16 protein-coding genes are annotated in these 15,377 nt (G+C 72.4%); 9 read left to right on the plus strand and 7 right to left on the minus strand.

Features of this window, described 5'->3' with window-relative positions; all coding sequences use genetic code 11:
• The first annotated feature begins 8 nt into the window (after positions 1–8).
• The 6 genes from HGN31_RS13265 (at position 9) to HGN31_RS13290 (ending at position 5,265) form a co-directional block, all read left to right on the plus strand.
• A complete protein-coding gene (locus HGN31_RS13265; protein ID WP_036709251.1) occupies positions 9–821 on the plus strand; it encodes a glutamate racemase in 813 nt (270 codons plus the stop codon).
• Positions 822–839: 18 nt separating this feature from the next.
• A complete protein-coding gene (gene ccmE, locus HGN31_RS13270) occupies positions 840–1,283 on the plus strand; it encodes a cytochrome c maturation protein CcmE (protein WP_036702959.1) in 444 nt (147 codons plus the stop codon).
• A gap of 91 nt (positions 1,284–1,374) precedes the next feature.
• Positions 1,375–1,986 (plus strand): holin-associated N-acetylmuramidase, encoded by a 612-nt coding sequence (locus HGN31_RS13275; protein ID WP_168783499.1) that lies wholly within the window; start codon positions 1,375–1,377, stop codon positions 1,984–1,986.
• Positions 1,977–2,723 carry a holin family protein gene (locus HGN31_RS16805; protein WP_168783500.1) on the plus strand — a complete coding sequence of 249 codons (747 nt, stop codon included), beginning with the start codon at positions 1,977–1,979 and terminating at the stop codon, positions 2,721–2,723. Before HGN31_RS13275 ends, HGN31_RS16805 begins: the two co-directional genes overlap by 10 nt.
• Before the next feature lie 95 nt (positions 2,724–2,818).
• On the plus strand, positions 2,819–4,777 hold the full coding sequence (locus HGN31_RS13285) for a heme lyase CcmF/NrfE family subunit (RefSeq protein ID WP_168783501.1): 1,959 nt from the start codon (positions 2,819–2,821) through the stop codon (positions 4,775–4,777).
• A complete protein-coding gene (locus HGN31_RS13290; protein WP_244961023.1) occupies positions 4,774–5,265 on the plus strand; it encodes a cytochrome c-type biogenesis protein in 492 nt (163 codons plus the stop codon). The genes HGN31_RS13285 and HGN31_RS13290 overlap by 4 nt, the downstream gene beginning before the upstream one ends.
• Here the strand turns inward: HGN31_RS13290 and HGN31_RS13295 are convergent.
• From HGN31_RS13295 to HGN31_RS13315, 5 genes are all read right to left on the minus strand, one after another.
• A complete protein-coding gene (locus HGN31_RS13295) occupies positions 5,253–5,915 on the minus strand; it encodes an NUDIX hydrolase (RefSeq protein ID WP_168783502.1) in 663 nt (220 codons plus the stop codon). The genes HGN31_RS13290 and HGN31_RS13295 overlap by 13 nt on opposite strands.
• Positions 5,912–6,307, minus strand: coding sequence for a DUF983 domain-containing protein (locus HGN31_RS13300; RefSeq protein ID WP_081969137.1), 396 nt, complete (start codon positions 6,305–6,307; stop codon positions 5,912–5,914). The genes HGN31_RS13295 and HGN31_RS13300 overlap by 4 nt, the downstream gene beginning before the upstream one ends.
• 316 nt (positions 6,308–6,623) lie before the next feature.
• A complete protein-coding gene (gene eno / locus HGN31_RS13305; protein WP_168783503.1) occupies positions 6,624–7,901 on the minus strand; it encodes a phosphopyruvate hydratase in 1,278 nt (425 codons plus the stop codon).
• A gap of 61 nt (positions 7,902–7,962) precedes the next feature.
• On the minus strand, positions 7,963–8,673 hold the full coding sequence (locus HGN31_RS13310) for an endonuclease/exonuclease/phosphatase family protein (protein ID WP_036702969.1): 711 nt from the start codon (positions 8,671–8,673) through the stop codon (positions 7,963–7,965).
• A gap of 101 nt (positions 8,674–8,774) precedes the next feature.
• Complete coding sequence (locus HGN31_RS13315; RefSeq protein ID WP_168783504.1) at positions 8,775–10,196, minus strand: protein adenylyltransferase SelO; 1,422 nt, start codon at positions 10,194–10,196, stop codon at positions 8,775–8,777.
• Between the two features lie 186 nt (positions 10,197–10,382).
• On the opposite strand from HGN31_RS13315, the gene obgE reads away from it, so the two are divergent.
• The 3 genes from obgE to HGN31_RS13330 are packed head-to-tail and all read left to right on the plus strand — an operon-like array spanning position 10,383 to position 13,107.
• Positions 10,383–11,411: a GTPase ObgE gene (obgE, locus tag HGN31_RS13320; protein ID WP_036702974.1), complete on the plus strand. Its 1,029-nt coding sequence runs from the start codon at positions 10,383–10,385 to the stop codon at positions 11,409–11,411.
• A gap of 29 nt (positions 11,412–11,440) precedes the next feature.
• Positions 11,441–12,556, plus strand: a complete 1,116-nt coding sequence (proB, locus tag HGN31_RS13325; protein ID WP_168783948.1) for a glutamate 5-kinase — start codon at positions 11,441–11,443, stop codon at positions 12,554–12,556.
• 2 nt (positions 12,557–12,558) lie between these two features.
• Complete coding sequence (locus tag HGN31_RS13330) at positions 12,559–13,107, plus strand: GNAT family N-acetyltransferase (RefSeq protein WP_244961025.1); 549 nt, start codon at positions 12,559–12,561, stop codon at positions 13,105–13,107.
• Positions 13,108–13,298: 191 nt separating this feature from the next.
• On the opposite strand, the gene lpdA is transcribed toward HGN31_RS13330, so the two are convergent.
• Entirely contained in the window at positions 13,299–14,690 is a 1,392-nt protein-coding gene (gene lpdA, locus HGN31_RS13335) for a dihydrolipoyl dehydrogenase (RefSeq protein ID WP_168783505.1), read from the minus strand.
• A 59-nt stretch (positions 14,691–14,749) separates the two neighbouring features.
• Positions 14,750–15,373, minus strand: coding sequence for a DUF924 family protein (locus tag HGN31_RS13340; protein ID WP_168783506.1), 624 nt, complete (start codon positions 15,371–15,373; stop codon positions 14,750–14,752).
• Positions 15,374–15,377: the final 4 nt, after the last annotated feature.

The raw sequence follows: 15,377 nt of genomic DNA on the forward strand, positions 1-15,377 counted from the left end.
AGCGTGGAATGGCCGTCGGCGTGTTCGATTCGGGGCTGGGGGGCCTGACCGTCCATCAGGCCATTGCGCGGCGGATGCCGGACCTGCCGCTGGTCTATCTGGGCGACAACGCCCACACCCCTTATGGCACCCGCACCCCCGACGACATCTTCGCGCTCACCTGCGCGGGGGTCGAGCGGCTCTGGGCCGAGGGCTGCGACCTCGTGATCCTCGCCTGCAACACCGCCAGCGCCGCCGCCCTCAAGCGGATGCAAGAGACGTGGCTGCCGCCCGGCAAGCGCGTGCTGGGCGTGTTCGTCCCGATGATCGAGGCGCTGACCGAGCGGCAGTGGGGCGACAACTCGCCCCCGCGCGAGGTCGCGGTCAAGCACGTGGCCCTGTTCGCCACCCCCGCCACGGTGGCGAGCCGGGCCTTTCAGCGCGAGCTGGCGTTCCGCGCCATCGGCGTCGACGTCGAGGCGCAGCCCTGCGGCGGCGTGGTCGACGCGATCGAGGACGGCGACGAGATGCTGGCCGAGGCGCTGGTCGCGAGCCACGTCGAGGCGCTCAAGCGCCGGATGCCGCACCCCGAAGCCGCGGTGCTCGGCTGCACCCACTACCCGCTGATGGAGCACGCGTTCCAGGCCGCGCTGGGGCCGTCGGTGCAGGTCTATTCGCAGGCCGGTCTGGTGGCCGAGAGCCTTGAGGATTATCTTGCCCGCAGGCCCGAGTTCCGCGGCGAGGGGACCCGGTCGCGGTTCCTGACCACCGGTGACCCGGCCCGCGTGACGGCCAAGGCGACGCAGTTCCTGCGCCATCCGATCCACTTCGAAGCGGCCTAAGAAAGCGAGGAGAGTGACATGAAATCCCTCAAGAAAAAGCGCCGCATCCAGATCCTCGCGGCCGCCGCCGTGGCGCTGGTGCTGGCGGTCGCGCTGATCGGCTACGGGTTCCGCGACGGGATCAACCTCTACCGCTCGCCGAGCCAGCTGGCCGAGTTCCACCCCGACCCCGACGAGGTGTTCCGGCTGGGCGGGCTGGTCGAGCAGGGCACGCTGAAGCGCGGCGACGGCCATGTGATCACCTTCGCCGTGACCGACGGCGGCGCCACCGTGCCGGTGCGGTTCGAGGGGGTGCTGCCCGACCTCTTCGCCGAGAACGCCGGGATGATCGCCACCGGCTCGATGCAGAACGGCACCTTCGTCGCGAGCGAGATCCTCGCCAAGCACGACGAGAACTACATGCCCAAGGAAGTCGCCGATTCGCTCAAGGAGCAGGGCGTCTATCAGCCGCCGAACAGCTGATCCGCCGCTGGCAACGCACGGCTGGTTAACGACCCCTTAACGCCCCCGCGCAACCTTTCCGCCTCGGATCGGGCGAAAAGGGGGGCCGGGGATGCAGACGGTCGAGGAGATCGCGGCAGAGATCGTCGCGCGCGAGGGGGGGTATGTCGATGACCCCGACGACCCGGGCGGCGCGACCAACCACGGGGTGACGCTCGGCACGCTGCGCAGGCTGGGGCGCGACCTGACCGGCGACGGGCGGATCGACCGGGCGGACGTGCGGGCGCTCTCGGCCCGCGACGCGGCGCGGATCTACGTCGAGCATTATTTCCGCGCCCCGCGCCTCGACCGGCTGCCGCCGGCGGTGCAGGCGAGCGTCTTCGACATGCAGGTGAACGCGGGCGCGCAGGCGGTTCGGCTGCTGCAACGGCTGGTGACGCGGATGGGGTTCGCCTGCGCCGACGACGGGGTGGTGGGGCCGCGCACCATCGCCGCAGCCGCGGCTGCGGCCGCCGCCGCCCCGGCGCATCTGGCTGATGCCTACGGCATCGCCCGGCGCAACTATTACTACGCGCTGGCCGACGCGCGCCCGGCCAGCCGCAAGTTTGCCCGCCGCCGCGACGGCGGCAAGGGCGGCTGGATCACCCGCGCCGAGGCCTTCATCGCCCCGCGCTACCACCTCACCGCCGCAGAGCACCGCGAAAGGACCGCCCGATGGGCATGATCGACCGTTTCCTCGGCGCCGGCGCCACCGTCACCGCCGTGGGCAATGCCGCGAGCGGCATGGCCCAGATCCTCACCCCCAGCGCCACCCGCCGGATGGAGCTGGACGAAGAGGCCTATGCCCGCGCCATCGCCGAGCACCAGGCCGAGTTCGCGGGCGCCGGCACGCACTGGTTCGATGCGCTGATGAACGGGCTGAACCGGCTGCCGCGCCCGCTGCTGACGCTGGGGACCATCGGGCTCTTCGTCTATGCGATGGTCGAGCCGGCGGGATTCTCGGCCCGGATGCAGGGGCTGGCGCTGGTGCCCGAGCCGCTCTGGTGGCTGATGGGGGCGATCGTCAGCTTCTACTTCGGCGCCCGCGAGGCGCATTACTTTCGCCACCGGGTCTGGCCCCGCGCGACGGTGCGGGCCCGGGTGACGGGGGCCGCGGCGGCCGAGGACTGGCGGGCGCCGGTCATTCCGGGGACGGAGGCGGCCGAGGACGACTGGCGGGCGCCGATCCTGCCGGGTTTCGACGCGCTCGCGGGGGGCGCCGCAACGGTCGAGGCCGAGATCGAGGAGCGGCTGGACGAGCCCTCGGTCGCCACGCCCGAGGTCGCCTCGGCCCCGGCGACGACCTCTGCGACGGCCCCCGCATCCGGCCCGGCGACGGCCCCGGCGGACGACTTTTCCGACAACGCCGCGTTGCGGGACTGGGCCGCGGCCCGGCGGGGGCGCGGCCGGCCCGGACAGTGACGCCTCTGTGACCCCGCGCCGCGCCGCGCGGGGCTGGTCGGCGCGGCGCGCAGGGACTACTCTGCCCCCCGGTATCTCTCCGGGGGGCTTTTCGCATGATTGCCGAGCTGGGTCATTTCGCCCTGATCCTGTCGCTCGCCGTGGCGCTGTTCCAGACCATCGTGCCGATGGTCGGGGCGACCCGCGGCTGGCCCGCCTGGATCGAGGCCGCCCGCCCCGCCGCGCTGGCCCAGTTCGGGCTGATCGGCATCGCCTTCGCGGCGCTGACGGTGGCGTTCGTCACCTCGGACTTCTCGGTGGCGCTGGTCTACGAGAACAGCCACTCGGCCAAGCCGATGCTCTACAAGGTCACAGGGGTGTGGGGGAACCACGAGGGCTCGATGCTCTTCTGGGTCACCATCCTGTCGCTGTTCGGGGCGGCGGCCGCGACCTTCGGCGAGCATCTGCCGCCCGCGCTGCGCGCCCGCGTGCTGTCGGTGCAGGGGGCGATCGGGGCCGCGTTCCTCGCCTTCATCATCTTCACCTCGAACCCCTTCACCCGGATGGAGGTCCCCGCCTTCGACGGCCGCGACCTCAACCCGCTGCTGCAGGACCCCGGCCTCGCCTTCCACCCGCCGTTCCTCTATCTCGGCTATGTCGGCCTTTCGATGTCGTTCAGCTTCGCCGTGGCCGCGCTGATCGAGGGGCGCGTCGACGCCGCCTGGGCGCGCTGGGTGCGGCCGTGGACGCTGGCCGCCTGGGTGTTCCTGACCATCGGCATCGCGCTGGGGTCGTGGTGGGCCTATTACGAGCTCGGCTGGGGCGGTTTCTGGTTCTGGGACCCGGTCGAGAACGCGAGCTTCATGCCGTGGCTGCTGGCCACCGCGCTGCTGCACTCGGCCATCGTGGTCGAAAAGCGCGAGACGCTGAAAAGCTGGACCATCCTGCTCGCCATCATCGCCTTCGGCTTCTCGCTGATCGGGACGTTCATCGTCCGCTCGGGCGTCATCACCTCGGTCCACAGCTTCGCGAGCGACCCGACGCGGGGGGTGTTCATCCTCGGGATCCTCGCGGCCTTCGTGGGGGGCGCGCTCACGCTCTTCACCGCGCGCGCGGGCGCCATGACCGCGCGGGGCGTCTTCGCCCCGGTCTCGCGTGAGGGGGCGCTGCTTCTGAACAACCTGCTGCTCGCGGTGGCGGCGTTCGTGGTCTTCATCGGGACGATCTGGCCGCTGGTCGCCGAGATGGCGTGGAACCGCAGGCTTTCGGTCGGGGCGCCGTTCTTCAACCAGGCCTTCACGCCCTTCATGGTGGCGCTGGCGATCGCGCTGCCGATCGGGGCGATCCTGCCGTGGAAGCGCGGCCGTCTGGGCCGGGCGATGGCGACGATGGCGCCGGCGGCGATCCTCGCCGTGGCGGTGGCGGGGCTGGTCTTTGCGGTCTCTACGGGACACTCGGCGCTGGCGGTCATCGGCGCGGCGCTCGGCGCCTGGCTGATCGGCGGGGCCGCGATCGACATCTGGCAACGCGCCGGGCGCGAGGCGATCCGGCTGACGCGCCTGCCGCGTGCCGACTGGGGCCGCGTCATCGCCCATGCGGGGCTGGGCGTCGTCTTCGTCGGCATCAGCCTGCTCATGGCCTGGCAGGTCGAGGACATCCGCGTGGCCCGCGAGGGCGAGACGTTCCGCGTCGGCGCCTACGACATCACCCTCATCGACGTGCGCGAGGTGCAGGGGCCGAACTACGTCTCGACCATGGCCGACATGCGCGTGGTCCGCGACGGGCGCGAGATCGCGGTGCTGTCGCCCGAGAAGCGCGTGTACCCGGTGCAGGCGATGCCGACGACCGAGGCAGCGATCCGCAGCGCCTTCACCGGCGACATCTACCTGGTGATCGGCGACCCGCAGCAGGGCGGCGGCTGGGCGGTGCGAACCTATCTCAAACCCTTCGCCTTCTGGATCTGGCTCGGCTCGGGGCTGATGGCGCTGGGTGGGCTGGTCAGCCTGTCCGACCGCCGCTGGCGGATCGCGGCGGCGGCCCGGCGCGCGCCGCGCAACGCGGTGGCCGCGGAATGAGGGCGCGGACGGGGGTGCGGATGGGGGCGAGGGCCACGCTCGCCATGCTGGCCGTGGTGCTGGCGCAGGCCGCCTGGGCGGTCCAGCCCGACGAGGTGCTGGCCGACCCCGCGCTCGAGCATCGCGCCCGCCAGATCGGGCAGGTGCTGCGCTGCCCGGTCTGCCAGGGCGAGAACATCGACGAATCGAACGCGCCGATCAGCCGCGACCTGCGGCTCTATGTCCGCGAGCGGCTGACCGAGGGCGACAGCGACGCCGAGGTGATCGCGGCCGTCACCCAGCGGTTCGGCGAATACGTGCTGTTCGAGCCGAAGCCCGAGGGGGCGAACCTGCTGCTCTACTGGGCGGGGCCGGTCATGGCGCTGCTGGCGGCGCTCGGGGCGTGGCTGTTCCTGCGCCGGCGGCAGACCGAGGCGGCGCCGCCCCCGGCGCTGTCGGCCGACGAGCGGGCGCAGCTCGACCGGCTGCTCAGGGATCAGGACAGCTGAACGAAGCGCGGCTCGTCGCCGCGGTTGTCGAAGAACGGCACCGTCTCGGGCTGGGCGAGCGGCCCCTGGGTGCGCGCGACCAGCGCCGCGACTTCGGCCAGCACCACCTCGGTGATGAAGGGCAGGTCCAGCTCGCGCGCCTGGGCGAGGGGCACCCAGTGCAGGTGGCTCAGCTCGTCGCAGGCGGCCGAGAAGTCGTTCGGGTCGCCGGTGATGTTGCGCGCGTCGATCAGGAAGAACCGCGCGTCGAAGCGTCGCGGGCGGCCCGGCGGGGTGATGGCGCGAAACACGAAGAGCAGCGGGTCGTCGGCGCTGGGTGAGACCCTGAGCCCGGTCTCCTCGACCATTTCGCGCAGCGCGGCGCGGGCCAGCGCGTCGGCGCCGACGCCGGTCAGCGGCTCGACGGCAAGCCGGGCGCGGCAGGTGTCGGACAGCGCGTCGGGGCAGGGGGCGGCGGCATCCTCAGGGTCCACGGCGCCGCCGGGGAAGACGTATTTGGACGGCATGAAGGCTGCGGCCGATCCGCGCATTCCCATCAGGACGGCCGGTCCATCGGCGCGGTCGCGGTCGATCAGGATGATCGTCGCCGCGTCGCGGATCCGGTCCTTGGGCAGGTCGGCGGCCGGTGCCGCGCCGTCGGCAAGGCTCACCGCGCGGCCTCATCCGCCGCGGGCAGGTGGTGCGGGTCGGGGGCGAGATGCGGGTCGTCGCCGCCGAAGCCGTGCATCCGCTTGGCCCATTGCAGCCCGACGAAGGCGCCCTTGAACACCGGCAGCAGCAACAGCGACAGCAGCGCCGCGCCGCCGAGGAAGGCCGCGATCAGCACCTCGGTCGAGGGGCGGTAGAGGGTATAGATCAGCAGCAGCAGGGGCGCCGCCAGATGCGAGACGACGAGGATGGTGAAATAGGCCGGCCCGTCGTCGGCGCGGTGATGGTGCAGGACCTCGCCGCAGTTCGGGCAGGTGTCGCGGACCGTGAGGTAGCCCTGCATCATCCGCGCCTCGCCGCAGGCCGGGCAGCGCCCGAGCGCGCCGCGCTTCATCGCCTCGCCGACCGAGCGGGGCGGGTTGGGGAGGGCGGAGGTGGTGGCAATGGATTGGGTCACGGCAGGTGCCCTTCGCAGCTATGAGGTTGCTGCCAAGATAGGCACTCGCGCCGGCGGGCGCCACCGGGGGGCGGGACAAATATGCGGACGGGTGCGGTGCCGCGTGGCGGCGCGCGGCTCGCGGGGGCTTCGCGCCCCCGCACCCCCGCGGGATATTTTTGTCCAGCCCGAGGCGGGCTGAGTGACCGAGCCGCCCGGTCGGCCGTTCTCGTGGGCGTGGCGCGGGGGGCAGCGGGCCCCCCGCGGGGGGCGATCAGCTGCGCAGGATCGAGCGGCCCGCGTATTCGGCCGTCGCGCCCAGCATTTCCTCGATGCGGATCAGCTGGTTGTACTTCGCCAGCCGGTCCGACCGCGCGAGGCTGCCGGTCTTGATCTGGCCGCAGTTGGTCGCCACGGCGAGGTCCGCGATGGTCGAATCCTCGGTCTCGCCCGAGCGGTGGCTCATCACCGAGGTGAAGCCGGCGCGGTCGGCCATCCGCACCGCGTCCAGCGTCTCGCTGAGCGTGCCGATCTGGTTCACCTTGACGAGCAGCGAGTTGCCGCAGCCGCGCGCGATCCCCTCAGCCAGGCGCGCCGGATTGGTCACGAACAGGTCGTCGCCAACCAGCTGCACCGTCCCGCCGAGCCGCTCGGTCAGAAGCTTCCAGCCGTCCCAGTCGTCCTCGGAACAGCCGTCCTCGATCGACAGGATCGGGTAGTCGGCGCAGAGCTTCGCCAGATACTCGACGTTCTCGGCCGGGGTCAGCGATAGCCCCTCGCCGCTGATCTCGTACTTGCCGCCCTTGAAGTACTCGGTCGAGGCGCAGTCGAGCGCCAGCATGATGTCTTCGCCGGGCTGGTAGCCCGCCTTCTCGACCGAGCGCAGGATGAAGTCGAGCGCGTCGCGGGTCGAGGAGAGGTTCGGCGCGAAGCCGCCCTCGTCGCCGACGCCGGTGGCGAGGCCCGCCGCCGAGAGTTCCTTCTTCAGCGTGTGGAACACTTCCGAGCCCATGCGGATCGCGTCGCGGATCGAGTCCGCGCTGACCGGCATGATCATGAATTCCTGGATGTCGATCGGGTTGTCGGCGTGCTCGCCGCCGTTGATGATGTTCATCATCGGCACCGGCAGCAGCCGCGCCCCCGCGCCGCCGACATAGCGGTAGAGCGGCAGGGCCGAGGCCTCGGCCGCCGCCTTGGCGACCGCGAGCGACACGCCGAGGATGGCGTTGGCGCCGAGGCGGGACTTGTTCGGGGTGCCGTCCAGCTCGATCATCAGCGCGTCGATGGCCAGCTGCTCGGTCGCGTCCTCGCCGATCAGCGCCTCGCTGAGCTCGCCGTTGACGGCGGCCACCGCCTCGAGCACGCCCTTGCCGAGATAGCGACTCTTGTCGCCGTCGCGCTTTTCGACCGCCTCATGCGCCCCGGTCGAGGCGCCCGAGGGCACCGCCGCGCGGCCCATGGTGCCGTCCTCGAGGGTCACGTCGACCTCGACGGTCGGGTTGCCGCGGCTGTCGAGGATCTCGCGGGCGAAAATGTCGATGATGGCGGTCATGGCGCGCTCCGGTGCTGGGTCGCGGGTCTCATAGCGCCGGGCGCGGGGCGGGGAAACCCGGTCAGGGCGCTGATAGCGCTATATCCGCCCAGATCGGCAGGTGGTCCGAGGCACGCCGCGCCAGCGGGCTGTCGTGGACCCCGCTCGCGTGCAGCGTCAGCCCGGCCGAGAGCGCCAGCCGGTCATAACGCAGCATCGGCCAGGGCGCGGGCCAGCTTGGCCCCGGCGCCACCACCTGCAGCCCGGCGAGCGATTCGAGGCCGCGGTCGTCGTGCCATTCGTTGAAGTCGCCGGTCATGACGAAATCCTGCCCGCTGATCCGCACCGCCTTGGCGATCAGCCGCGCGAGCTGCGCGCGGCGCGACGAGCGCGCGAGGCCGAGGTGCATCACGATCACCGTCAGCCCGCGCGCGTCCGGCGCCGCCAGCCGCAGGGCCAGCGCGCCGCGCGGCTCGATCCCCGGCAGAGGCAGGCGGCGGACGTTGGCGCCCGCGGCCAGTTCGGGGCGCATCAGGATGGTCTGGCCGTGCCAGCCGAGCGACTGGCCGCTGGTGGCGACGTGGGGGGCGGGGACCATGCCCGTCGCCTCTCGGATCATCCCGCGCGGCAGCGCCTCGGGGCGGCCGCCGAAGCGGAAGTCCACCTCTTGCAGGGCCACGATGTCGGCATCGAGGTCGGCGATGACCTGCAGATTGCGCTCGGGCGCGTGCGGCCCGACCATGCCGCGGCCCTTGTGCAGGTTGTAGCTGGCGACGCGCAGGGTCCGGGTCATGGGCGCCTGAGTGTCACGCCGCGCGCCAGAGTTCCAGAGGCCGCGCGCAGCCGGGGCGCCGGGCGCCTCGCGCGAGCCAGGGCCCGCGAGGTCGGGGGGGATCAGGTGCCGCAATAGGTCGTCCGCACCGCCTCGGTCTCGAGCGGGGCACGGCTCAGGTCGTCCCAATCGGCCCGCGCCTCGAACGGCGCGTCGAGCGCCGCCCAGAGCCGGTGGAAGGGGCCGAAGTCACCCGTCACGCCCGCGTCGATCACCTGCTGGACCCGGTGGTTGCGGGGGATGCGGACCGGGTTCGCGGCGGCGGCCAGCGACAGGTCGGGGCTTAGCGCCTGCCAGTCGCGCTGCCAGTCCCGGAACGGCGCGGGGTCGAGGAACTCGTCGGCCGCTGTGCCGTCCACGAGGCCGCGGAAAACGCGGGTGAAATCCGCCCGGTTGGTCGCCATCAGCCCCAGCAGCCGCTCGATCAGCGGGCGCGCGGCCTCATCCGCTTCGGCGAGGCCGAGCTTGGCGCCGAATCGGCGCAGCCAGGCGGCGTCGTAGAGCGGCGGGAAGCCGTGGACGATCGCGGTCGCCTCGGCCACGGCCGCGTCGGTGTCCGCGCCCATCAGCGGGATCAGGCAGCTGGCCAGCTGCGCGAGGTTCCAGACCGCGACATGGGGCTGTTCGGCGTAGGCATAGCGGCCGCCCCGGTCGATGGCCGAGAACTTCGTGTCCGGGTGATAGCCGTCGAGGAAGGCCGCCGGGCCATAGTCGATGGTCTCGCCCGAGACGGCCATGTTGTCGGTGTTCATCACCCCGTGCACGAACCCGAGCGCCATCCACTGCGCGACCGTCTCGGCCTGCGCCGCGACCACGGCGCGCAACAGCCCCGCCGCGTCGCCCGCGTCGGGGTAATGGCGGGCGATCGCGTGCTCGGTCAGCGCGCGCAGGCGATCGAGGTCGCCGCGGATGGCGAAGAACTCGAAGGTGCCGACGCGGATGTGGCTTTGCGCGACCCGGGTCAGGACCGCGCCGGGCAGGGGGCTTTCGCGCCAGACCGTCTCGCCGGTGGTGACGGCGGCCAGCGCGCGGGTGGTGGGCACGCCCACGGCGGCCATGAACTCGGACAGCAGGAACTCGCGCAGGACCGGGCCGAGCCACGCCCGCCCGTCGCCGCGGCGCGAGAAGGGCGTCGGGCCCGAGCCCTTGAGCTGCAGGTCGAAGCGCAGCCCGTCGGGGGCCACGACCTCGCCCATCAGCACCGCGCGCCCGTCGCCGAGCTGCGGTGAGAGGCCGCCGAACTGGTGCCCGGCGTAGGCCTGAGCAATCGGCTCGGCCCCCGGCGGGACGGCGTTGCCGGCGAGCATGGCAAGCCCCGCCTCGCTCTCGAGCCAGTCGGGGTCGAGGCCCATCCGCGCCGCGAGCGGCCGGTTGACGGCGACGAGCCCGGGGCCGCGCACCGGCGTCGGCGGCGTGCGGCTGAAGAACCCCGGCCCGAGGCGGGCGTAGGAGTTGTCGAACTGGGGTGCGGATGGGGTGCTCATGGAGCGGATGTGGGCACGGGCCGCGGGAATTGAAAGGCCGCGCCGCGCGGTGGCGCGGGGTCCGTGGCCGACGGCGCGCGGCGGGCCGGCGGGCGCCGCGCTTGCGGCGCGGGGCGGGGCGGCGTATCCCTGCGGCTTGCCCCGCCCCCTCGACCCGCCCCATCCGCCCGCAGGAAAGACCGCGCCATGAAGTTCCTCGATCTCGCCAAGGTCTATATCCGCTCGGGCGGCGGCGGTTCGGGCTGCGTCTCGTTTCGGCGCGAGAAGTTCATCGAATACGGTGGCCCGGACGGCGGCGACGGCGGCCGCGGCGGGGATGTCTGGGCCGAGGCGGTCGAGGGGCTGAACACGCTGATCGACTTCCGCTATCAGCAGCATTTCTTCGCCCGCTCGGGCCAGCACGGCATGGGCAGCCAGATGACCGGCGCCTCGGGCGACGACATCGTGCTGAAGGTCCCGGCCGGGACCGAGATCCTGGACGAGGACCAGGAGACGGTGGTCGCCGACCTGACCGAGCCGGGCCAGCGGGTGCTGCTGGCCAAGGGCGGCAACGGGGGCTTCGGCAACCTGCACTTCAAATCCTCGACCAACCGCGCGCCGCGGCACGCCAACCCCGGCCTGCCGGGGGTTGAGCGGACGCTGTGGCTGCGCCTCAAGCTGATCGCCGACGCGGGGCTGGTGGGGCTGCCCAACGCGGGCAAGTCGACCTTCCTCGCCGCGGTGTCGAACGCCCGGCCGAAGATCGCCGACTATCCCTTCACGACGCTGGTCCCGAACCTGGGCGTGGTCGGCGTGGACGGGCACGAGTTCGTCATGGCCGACATTCCGGGCCTGATCGAGGGCGCGAGCGAGGGCCGGGGCTTGGGCGACCAGTTCCTCGGCCATGTCGAGCGCTGCGCGGTACTGCTGCATCTTGTCGACGGCACCGCCGAGGACGTGGCGGGGGACGCGCGCACGATCCTGACCGAGCTCGAGGCCTATTCCGAGGTGCTGGCGGCCAAGCCCCGCATCACCGTGCTGAACAAGGCCGATGCCTTGGACGCGGACACGCTGGCCGAGCGCCGCGCCGCGCTCGAGGCCGAGATCGGCGGGCCGGTCATGGTCATGTCCGGCGTCTCGCGCCAGGGCGTGACCGAGGTGCTGCGCGCGCTCTGGACCGCGATCGAGCCGACCCGCGCCCCGGTCGCCGCCCCGCGGACGACGTGGCAGCCGTGAGGGCCGCGCCTGCGATGCCAGCTTCGCCTATGCCCGCCACCCCGGACATCGCCGCCGCGCGGCGGCTGGTGGTCAAGATCGGCTCGGCGCTGCTGGTCGGGGCCGAGGGGCTGCGGACGGACTGGCTGCGCGGGCTCTGTGACGACGTGGCCGACTGGCGGCGGCGCGGCGCGGACGTGGTGTTGGTCTCGTCGGGCTCGATCGCACTCGGCCGCCGGGTGCTGGGCCTGCCCGCGGGCGCGCTGACGCTCGAGCAGGCGCAGGCCTCGGCGGCGGTGGGGCAGATCCGCCTTGCCCGCGCCTACGAGGAGATGCTGGCCCCGCACGGCGTTACCACGGCGCAGGTGCTTGTGACACTCGAGGATACCGAGAACCGCCGCCGCTATCTCAACAGCCGGGCGACGATGCAGACGCTCTTGAGCCTCGGCGTGGTGCCGATCGTGAACGAGAACGACACCGTGGCGACCGACGAGATCCGCTACGGCGACAACGACCGGCTGGCGGCGCAGATCGCCGTGACCTGCGGGGCGGACCAGTTGCTGCTGCTGTCGGACGTCGACGGGCTCTACACCGCCAACCCCAAGACCGACCCGGCGGCGCGGCACCTGCCGGTGGTCGCCCATCTGACGGCCGAGATCGAGGCGATGGGCGGCGATCCCGTCTCGGGGCTGTCGAAGGGCGGGATGAAGACCAAGCTGATGGCCGCGCGCACCGCGGTCGCGGGCGGCTGCGCGATGGCGATTGCCGAGGGCTCGGTCCTGCGGCCGCTGTCGGCGGTCGCCTCGGGCGCGCGGGTGACGTGGTTCCTGCCCGAGGGCGACCCGCAGGCCGCGCGCAAGCGCTGGATCGCGGCGATGAAGCCGCGGGGCGAGCTGGTCGTGGACGAAGGTGCCGCGCGGGCGCTGGGGCAGGGGCGCTCGCTTCTGCCGGCCGGGGTGCGGGCGGTCAGCGGCGCCTTTCACCGCGGCGACCCGGTGGTGATCCGCGGCCCCGAGGGCGCGGCGCTCGCGCAGGGTCTCGTGCGCTACGATTCCGCCGACGCGGCGCTGATCGCCGGGCGCCGCAGCGACGAAATCGAGGCGCTGCTGGGCTACGCGCCGCGCACCGCGCTGGTGCACCGGGATGACATGGTGGTGGGGCGGTAGCGGTGCTGCGGGTCACGCGGCAGGCGGCTGACCCGGCGGGCGAGATCGCGTCGCTGATCCACGACAGCTTCGCGGCGTCCGAAGGCCCCGCCGAGGGCGCGCGCGTCGGCCGGCTTGCCGCCGCGCTTCTGGCGGAACCGGCACCCGCGGCCGAGGCGTTCCTCGCCCGCGAGGGCGACGCGCTGGTGGGGGCCGTGCTGTTCTCGCCGCTCGCGTTTTCGGACGACCCGCGGCGGGTCCTGCTGCTGTCGCCGATGGCGGTGGCGACGGGGCGGCAGGGCGAAGGGATCGGCCAGCGGCTGCTCGGCGCAGCGCTGGCCTCGCTGGACGCCGAGGGCGTCGACGCGGTGCTGACCTATGGCGATCCGGCGTTCTACGGCCGGCTGGGGTTTCGGCCGCTCGACCCGCGCGAGACGGCCCCGCCGTTTCCCTTGTCGATGCCGCAGGGGTGGCTCGGTCGCCTGCCCGGGGGCGAGGCGTCGGGCGCGCTCCCGCCCTTGCGGGGCACCAGCCGCTGCGCCGCGCCGCTGGCCGATCCGGCGCTCTGGTAGGACGCGGCTCCGGCGCCGGGAGGTAGGGTCCGCGCCGAGAGTGCCCTCCATTCCGTCAGCGCTGACGATCAGGCACGGTTGGCACGACGACCAGTGATGGCCGCAGCCGTAGGGCACGCGCCTTGAGGCCCCCGGCCTTCCCCACCCGGCCCGCCGAGGCGGGGCGTCCGAGCCCCCCCGGCGCCGCTCCCTCAGAAATGGATCGCCCGGCCGTAGGCGCTCAGCACCGACTCGTGCATCATCTCGCTCAGCGTCGGATGGGCGAAGACGGTGTGCATGAAGTCCTCTTCGGTCAGTTCGGCGGTCTTGCCGATGACGTAGCCCTGGATCAGCTCGGTGACCTCGGCGCCGACCATGTGGGCGCCCAGAAGCTCGCCGGTCTTGGCGTCGAAGACCGTCTTGACCAGCCCCTCGGGCTCACCCAGCGCGATGGCCTTGCCGTTGCCGATGAAGGGGAAGCGGCCGACCTTGACCTCGTGCCCGGCGGCCTTGGCCTTTTCCTCGGTCAGGCCGACCGAGGCGACCTGCGGCTGGCAATAGGTGCAGCCGGGAATGTTCGTGGCCTTGCACGGGTGGGCGTGCTGGCCGGCGATGAGTTCGGCGACCATCACGCCCTCGTGGCTGGCCTTGTGGGCGAGCCACGGCGCGCCCGCCACGTCGCCGATGGCGTAAAGCCCCTCGACCCCCGTGCGGCAGTAGTCGTCGGTCACGACATGGGTGCGGTCGATCTTGACGCCCAGCTTTTCCAGCCCCAGCCCCTCGACGTTGCCGACGATCCCCACGGCCGAAATGACTGTGTCGAAGTCCCGCGTCTCGGTCTTGCCGCCGGTCTCGATGTGGGCGGTGACGGTCCCGCCCTTGCGGTCGAGCTTCTTGACCGTCGCCTTCTCCAGGATCGTCATGCCCTGTTTGACGAACTGCTTTTTGGCGATGCCGCTGATCTCGGCGTCCTCGACCGGCAGGACGCGGTCCATCACCTCGACCACCGTGGTCTCGGCCCCGAGCGTGTTGAAGAACGACGCGAACTCGATCCCGATCGCGCCCGAGCCGATGACCAGCAGCTTCCTGGGCATCCGCTTCGGCACCAGCGCGTGCTTGTAGGTCCAGACCAGATCGCCGTCCGCCTCGAGCCCGGGCAGCTCGCGCGCCCGCGCCCCGGTGGCGAGGATGATCGCCTTGCCGGTGATCTCGTCCGTGCCCTTCTCGGTCTTGACGCTGAGCTTGCCGGGGGCGGTCAGCGTCGCCTCGCCCATGATCACGGTGACCTTGTTCTTCTTGAGCAGGTGGCCCACGCCGCCCGAAAGCTGCTTGGCCACCCCGCGCGAGCGCGCCACCACCGCGTCGAGGTCGAAGCCCACGTCGCCGGCCTTCAGCCCGTAGTCCTTGGCGCGTTCCATCATGTGGAACACTTCGGCCGAGCGCAGCAGTGCCTTGGTCGGGATGCAGCCCCAGTTGAGGCAGATGCCGCCCAGATGCTCGCGTTCGACGCAGGCGACCGACAGCCCGAGCTGCGCGGCGCGGATTGCCGCCACATAGCCGCCGGGTCCGGCGCCGATCACCACCACGTCGAATTGCTGCGCCATCCCATGTCCCCCGTTAACCTGTGGCCGTAACCGTGTGACGTCGGGTCACAATCGCAGGCTCACCCGAGGTCGGCAAGGACCACCTTGCCCGAGACGAGCGCCCCGTATCCGCCCGCGTCGAGAAGCGCCTTCTCGGCAGCGGTCGAGGTGCGGCCGAGCGCCGCGTTCCGCCACGGGAAGCGCCCGAAGGCCGCGATGGCGTCGCGGTGCAGCCGCGCGTGGCGCAGGTTCTCGCCCGGCATCCGTTCGGCGAACAGCGCGATGGCGCGGTCCTGATCGGCCAGCGACTCGCTGTGCTCGAAGGGCAGGTAGAAGAACTGCCGCGCCGGCTCGGGCGTGGCCATGTCGTGACCGGCGGCGATCGCCGCATCGGCGAGACGCAGCGCCAGCGCGTCGGTGGCGAAGGCGCGCGGGTCGCCGCGGAACATGTTGCGCGGGAACTGGTCGGTCAGGATTAGCGCGGCGAGCGCGCCCTCGGGGCCGCGGGCGGCCCAGTCGGGGGCGAGGGTCGCCGCGGCCTCCCACGCGGGGCGGAAGCGGTCGCGGATCGTCTGGTCCAGCGAGGTGCTGCGCGCATACCAGCCGTCGGCGCCGACCTCGTCGACCCAGAAGCCGACCACCTCGGCGGGCGACACGTCAGGGGCGGGCGGCTCGGGTCGGGAGTCGGGCCGGGGGTCGAGCATGGCG

Origin of the sequence: Paracoccus sanguinis (assembly GCF_012689545.1) — a bacterium.
In the GTDB taxonomy this organism is placed as follows: Bacteria; Pseudomonadota; Alphaproteobacteria; order Rhodobacterales; family Rhodobacteraceae; genus Paracoccus; species Paracoccus panacisoli.

Excerpts from the sequence above, each read along its gene's own strand:
- HGN31_RS13340 (WP_168783506.1), bottom strand. The coding sequence starts at position 15,373 with ATGCTCGACCCCCGGCCCGACTCCCGACCCGAGCCGCCCGCCCCTGAC.
- HGN31_RS13285 (WP_168783501.1), top strand. The coding sequence starts at position 2,819 with ATGATTGCCGAGCTGGGTCATTTCGCCCTGATCCTGTCGCTCGCCGTG.
- HGN31_RS13315 (WP_168783504.1), bottom strand. The coding sequence starts at position 10,196 with ATGAGCACCCCATCCGCACCCCAGTTCGACAACTCCTACGCCCGCCTC.
- proB (WP_168783948.1), top strand. The coding sequence starts at position 11,441 with ATGCCCGCCACCCCGGACATCGCCGCCGCGCGGCGGCTGGTGGTCAAG.
- HGN31_RS13275 (WP_168783499.1), top strand. The coding sequence starts at position 1,375 with ATGCAGACGGTCGAGGAGATCGCGGCAGAGATCGTCGCGCGCGAGGGG.
- HGN31_RS13300 (WP_081969137.1), bottom strand. The coding sequence starts at position 6,307 with ATGAAGCGCGGCGCGCTCGGGCGCTGCCCGGCCTGCGGCGAGGCGCGG.
- ccmE (WP_036702959.1), top strand. The coding sequence starts at position 840 with ATGAAATCCCTCAAGAAAAAGCGCCGCATCCAGATCCTCGCGGCCGCC.
- HGN31_RS13290 (WP_244961023.1), top strand. The coding sequence starts at position 4,774 with ATGAGGGCGCGGACGGGGGTGCGGATGGGGGCGAGGGCCACGCTCGCC.
- HGN31_RS13310 (WP_036702969.1), bottom strand. The coding sequence starts at position 8,673 with ATGACCCGGACCCTGCGCGTCGCCAGCTACAACCTGCACAAGGGCCGC.
- lpdA (WP_168783505.1), bottom strand. The coding sequence starts at position 14,690 with ATGGCGCAGCAATTCGACGTGGTGGTGATCGGCGCCGGACCCGGCGGC.
- HGN31_RS13265 (WP_036709251.1), top strand. The coding sequence starts at position 9 with ATGGCCGTCGGCGTGTTCGATTCGGGGCTGGGGGGCCTGACCGTCCAT.
- obgE (WP_036702974.1), top strand. The coding sequence starts at position 10,383 with ATGAAGTTCCTCGATCTCGCCAAGGTCTATATCCGCTCGGGCGGCGGC.
- eno (WP_168783503.1), bottom strand. The coding sequence starts at position 7,901 with ATGACCGCCATCATCGACATTTTCGCCCGCGAGATCCTCGACAGCCGC.
- HGN31_RS16805 (WP_168783500.1), top strand. The coding sequence starts at position 1,977 with ATGGGCATGATCGACCGTTTCCTCGGCGCCGGCGCCACCGTCACCGCC.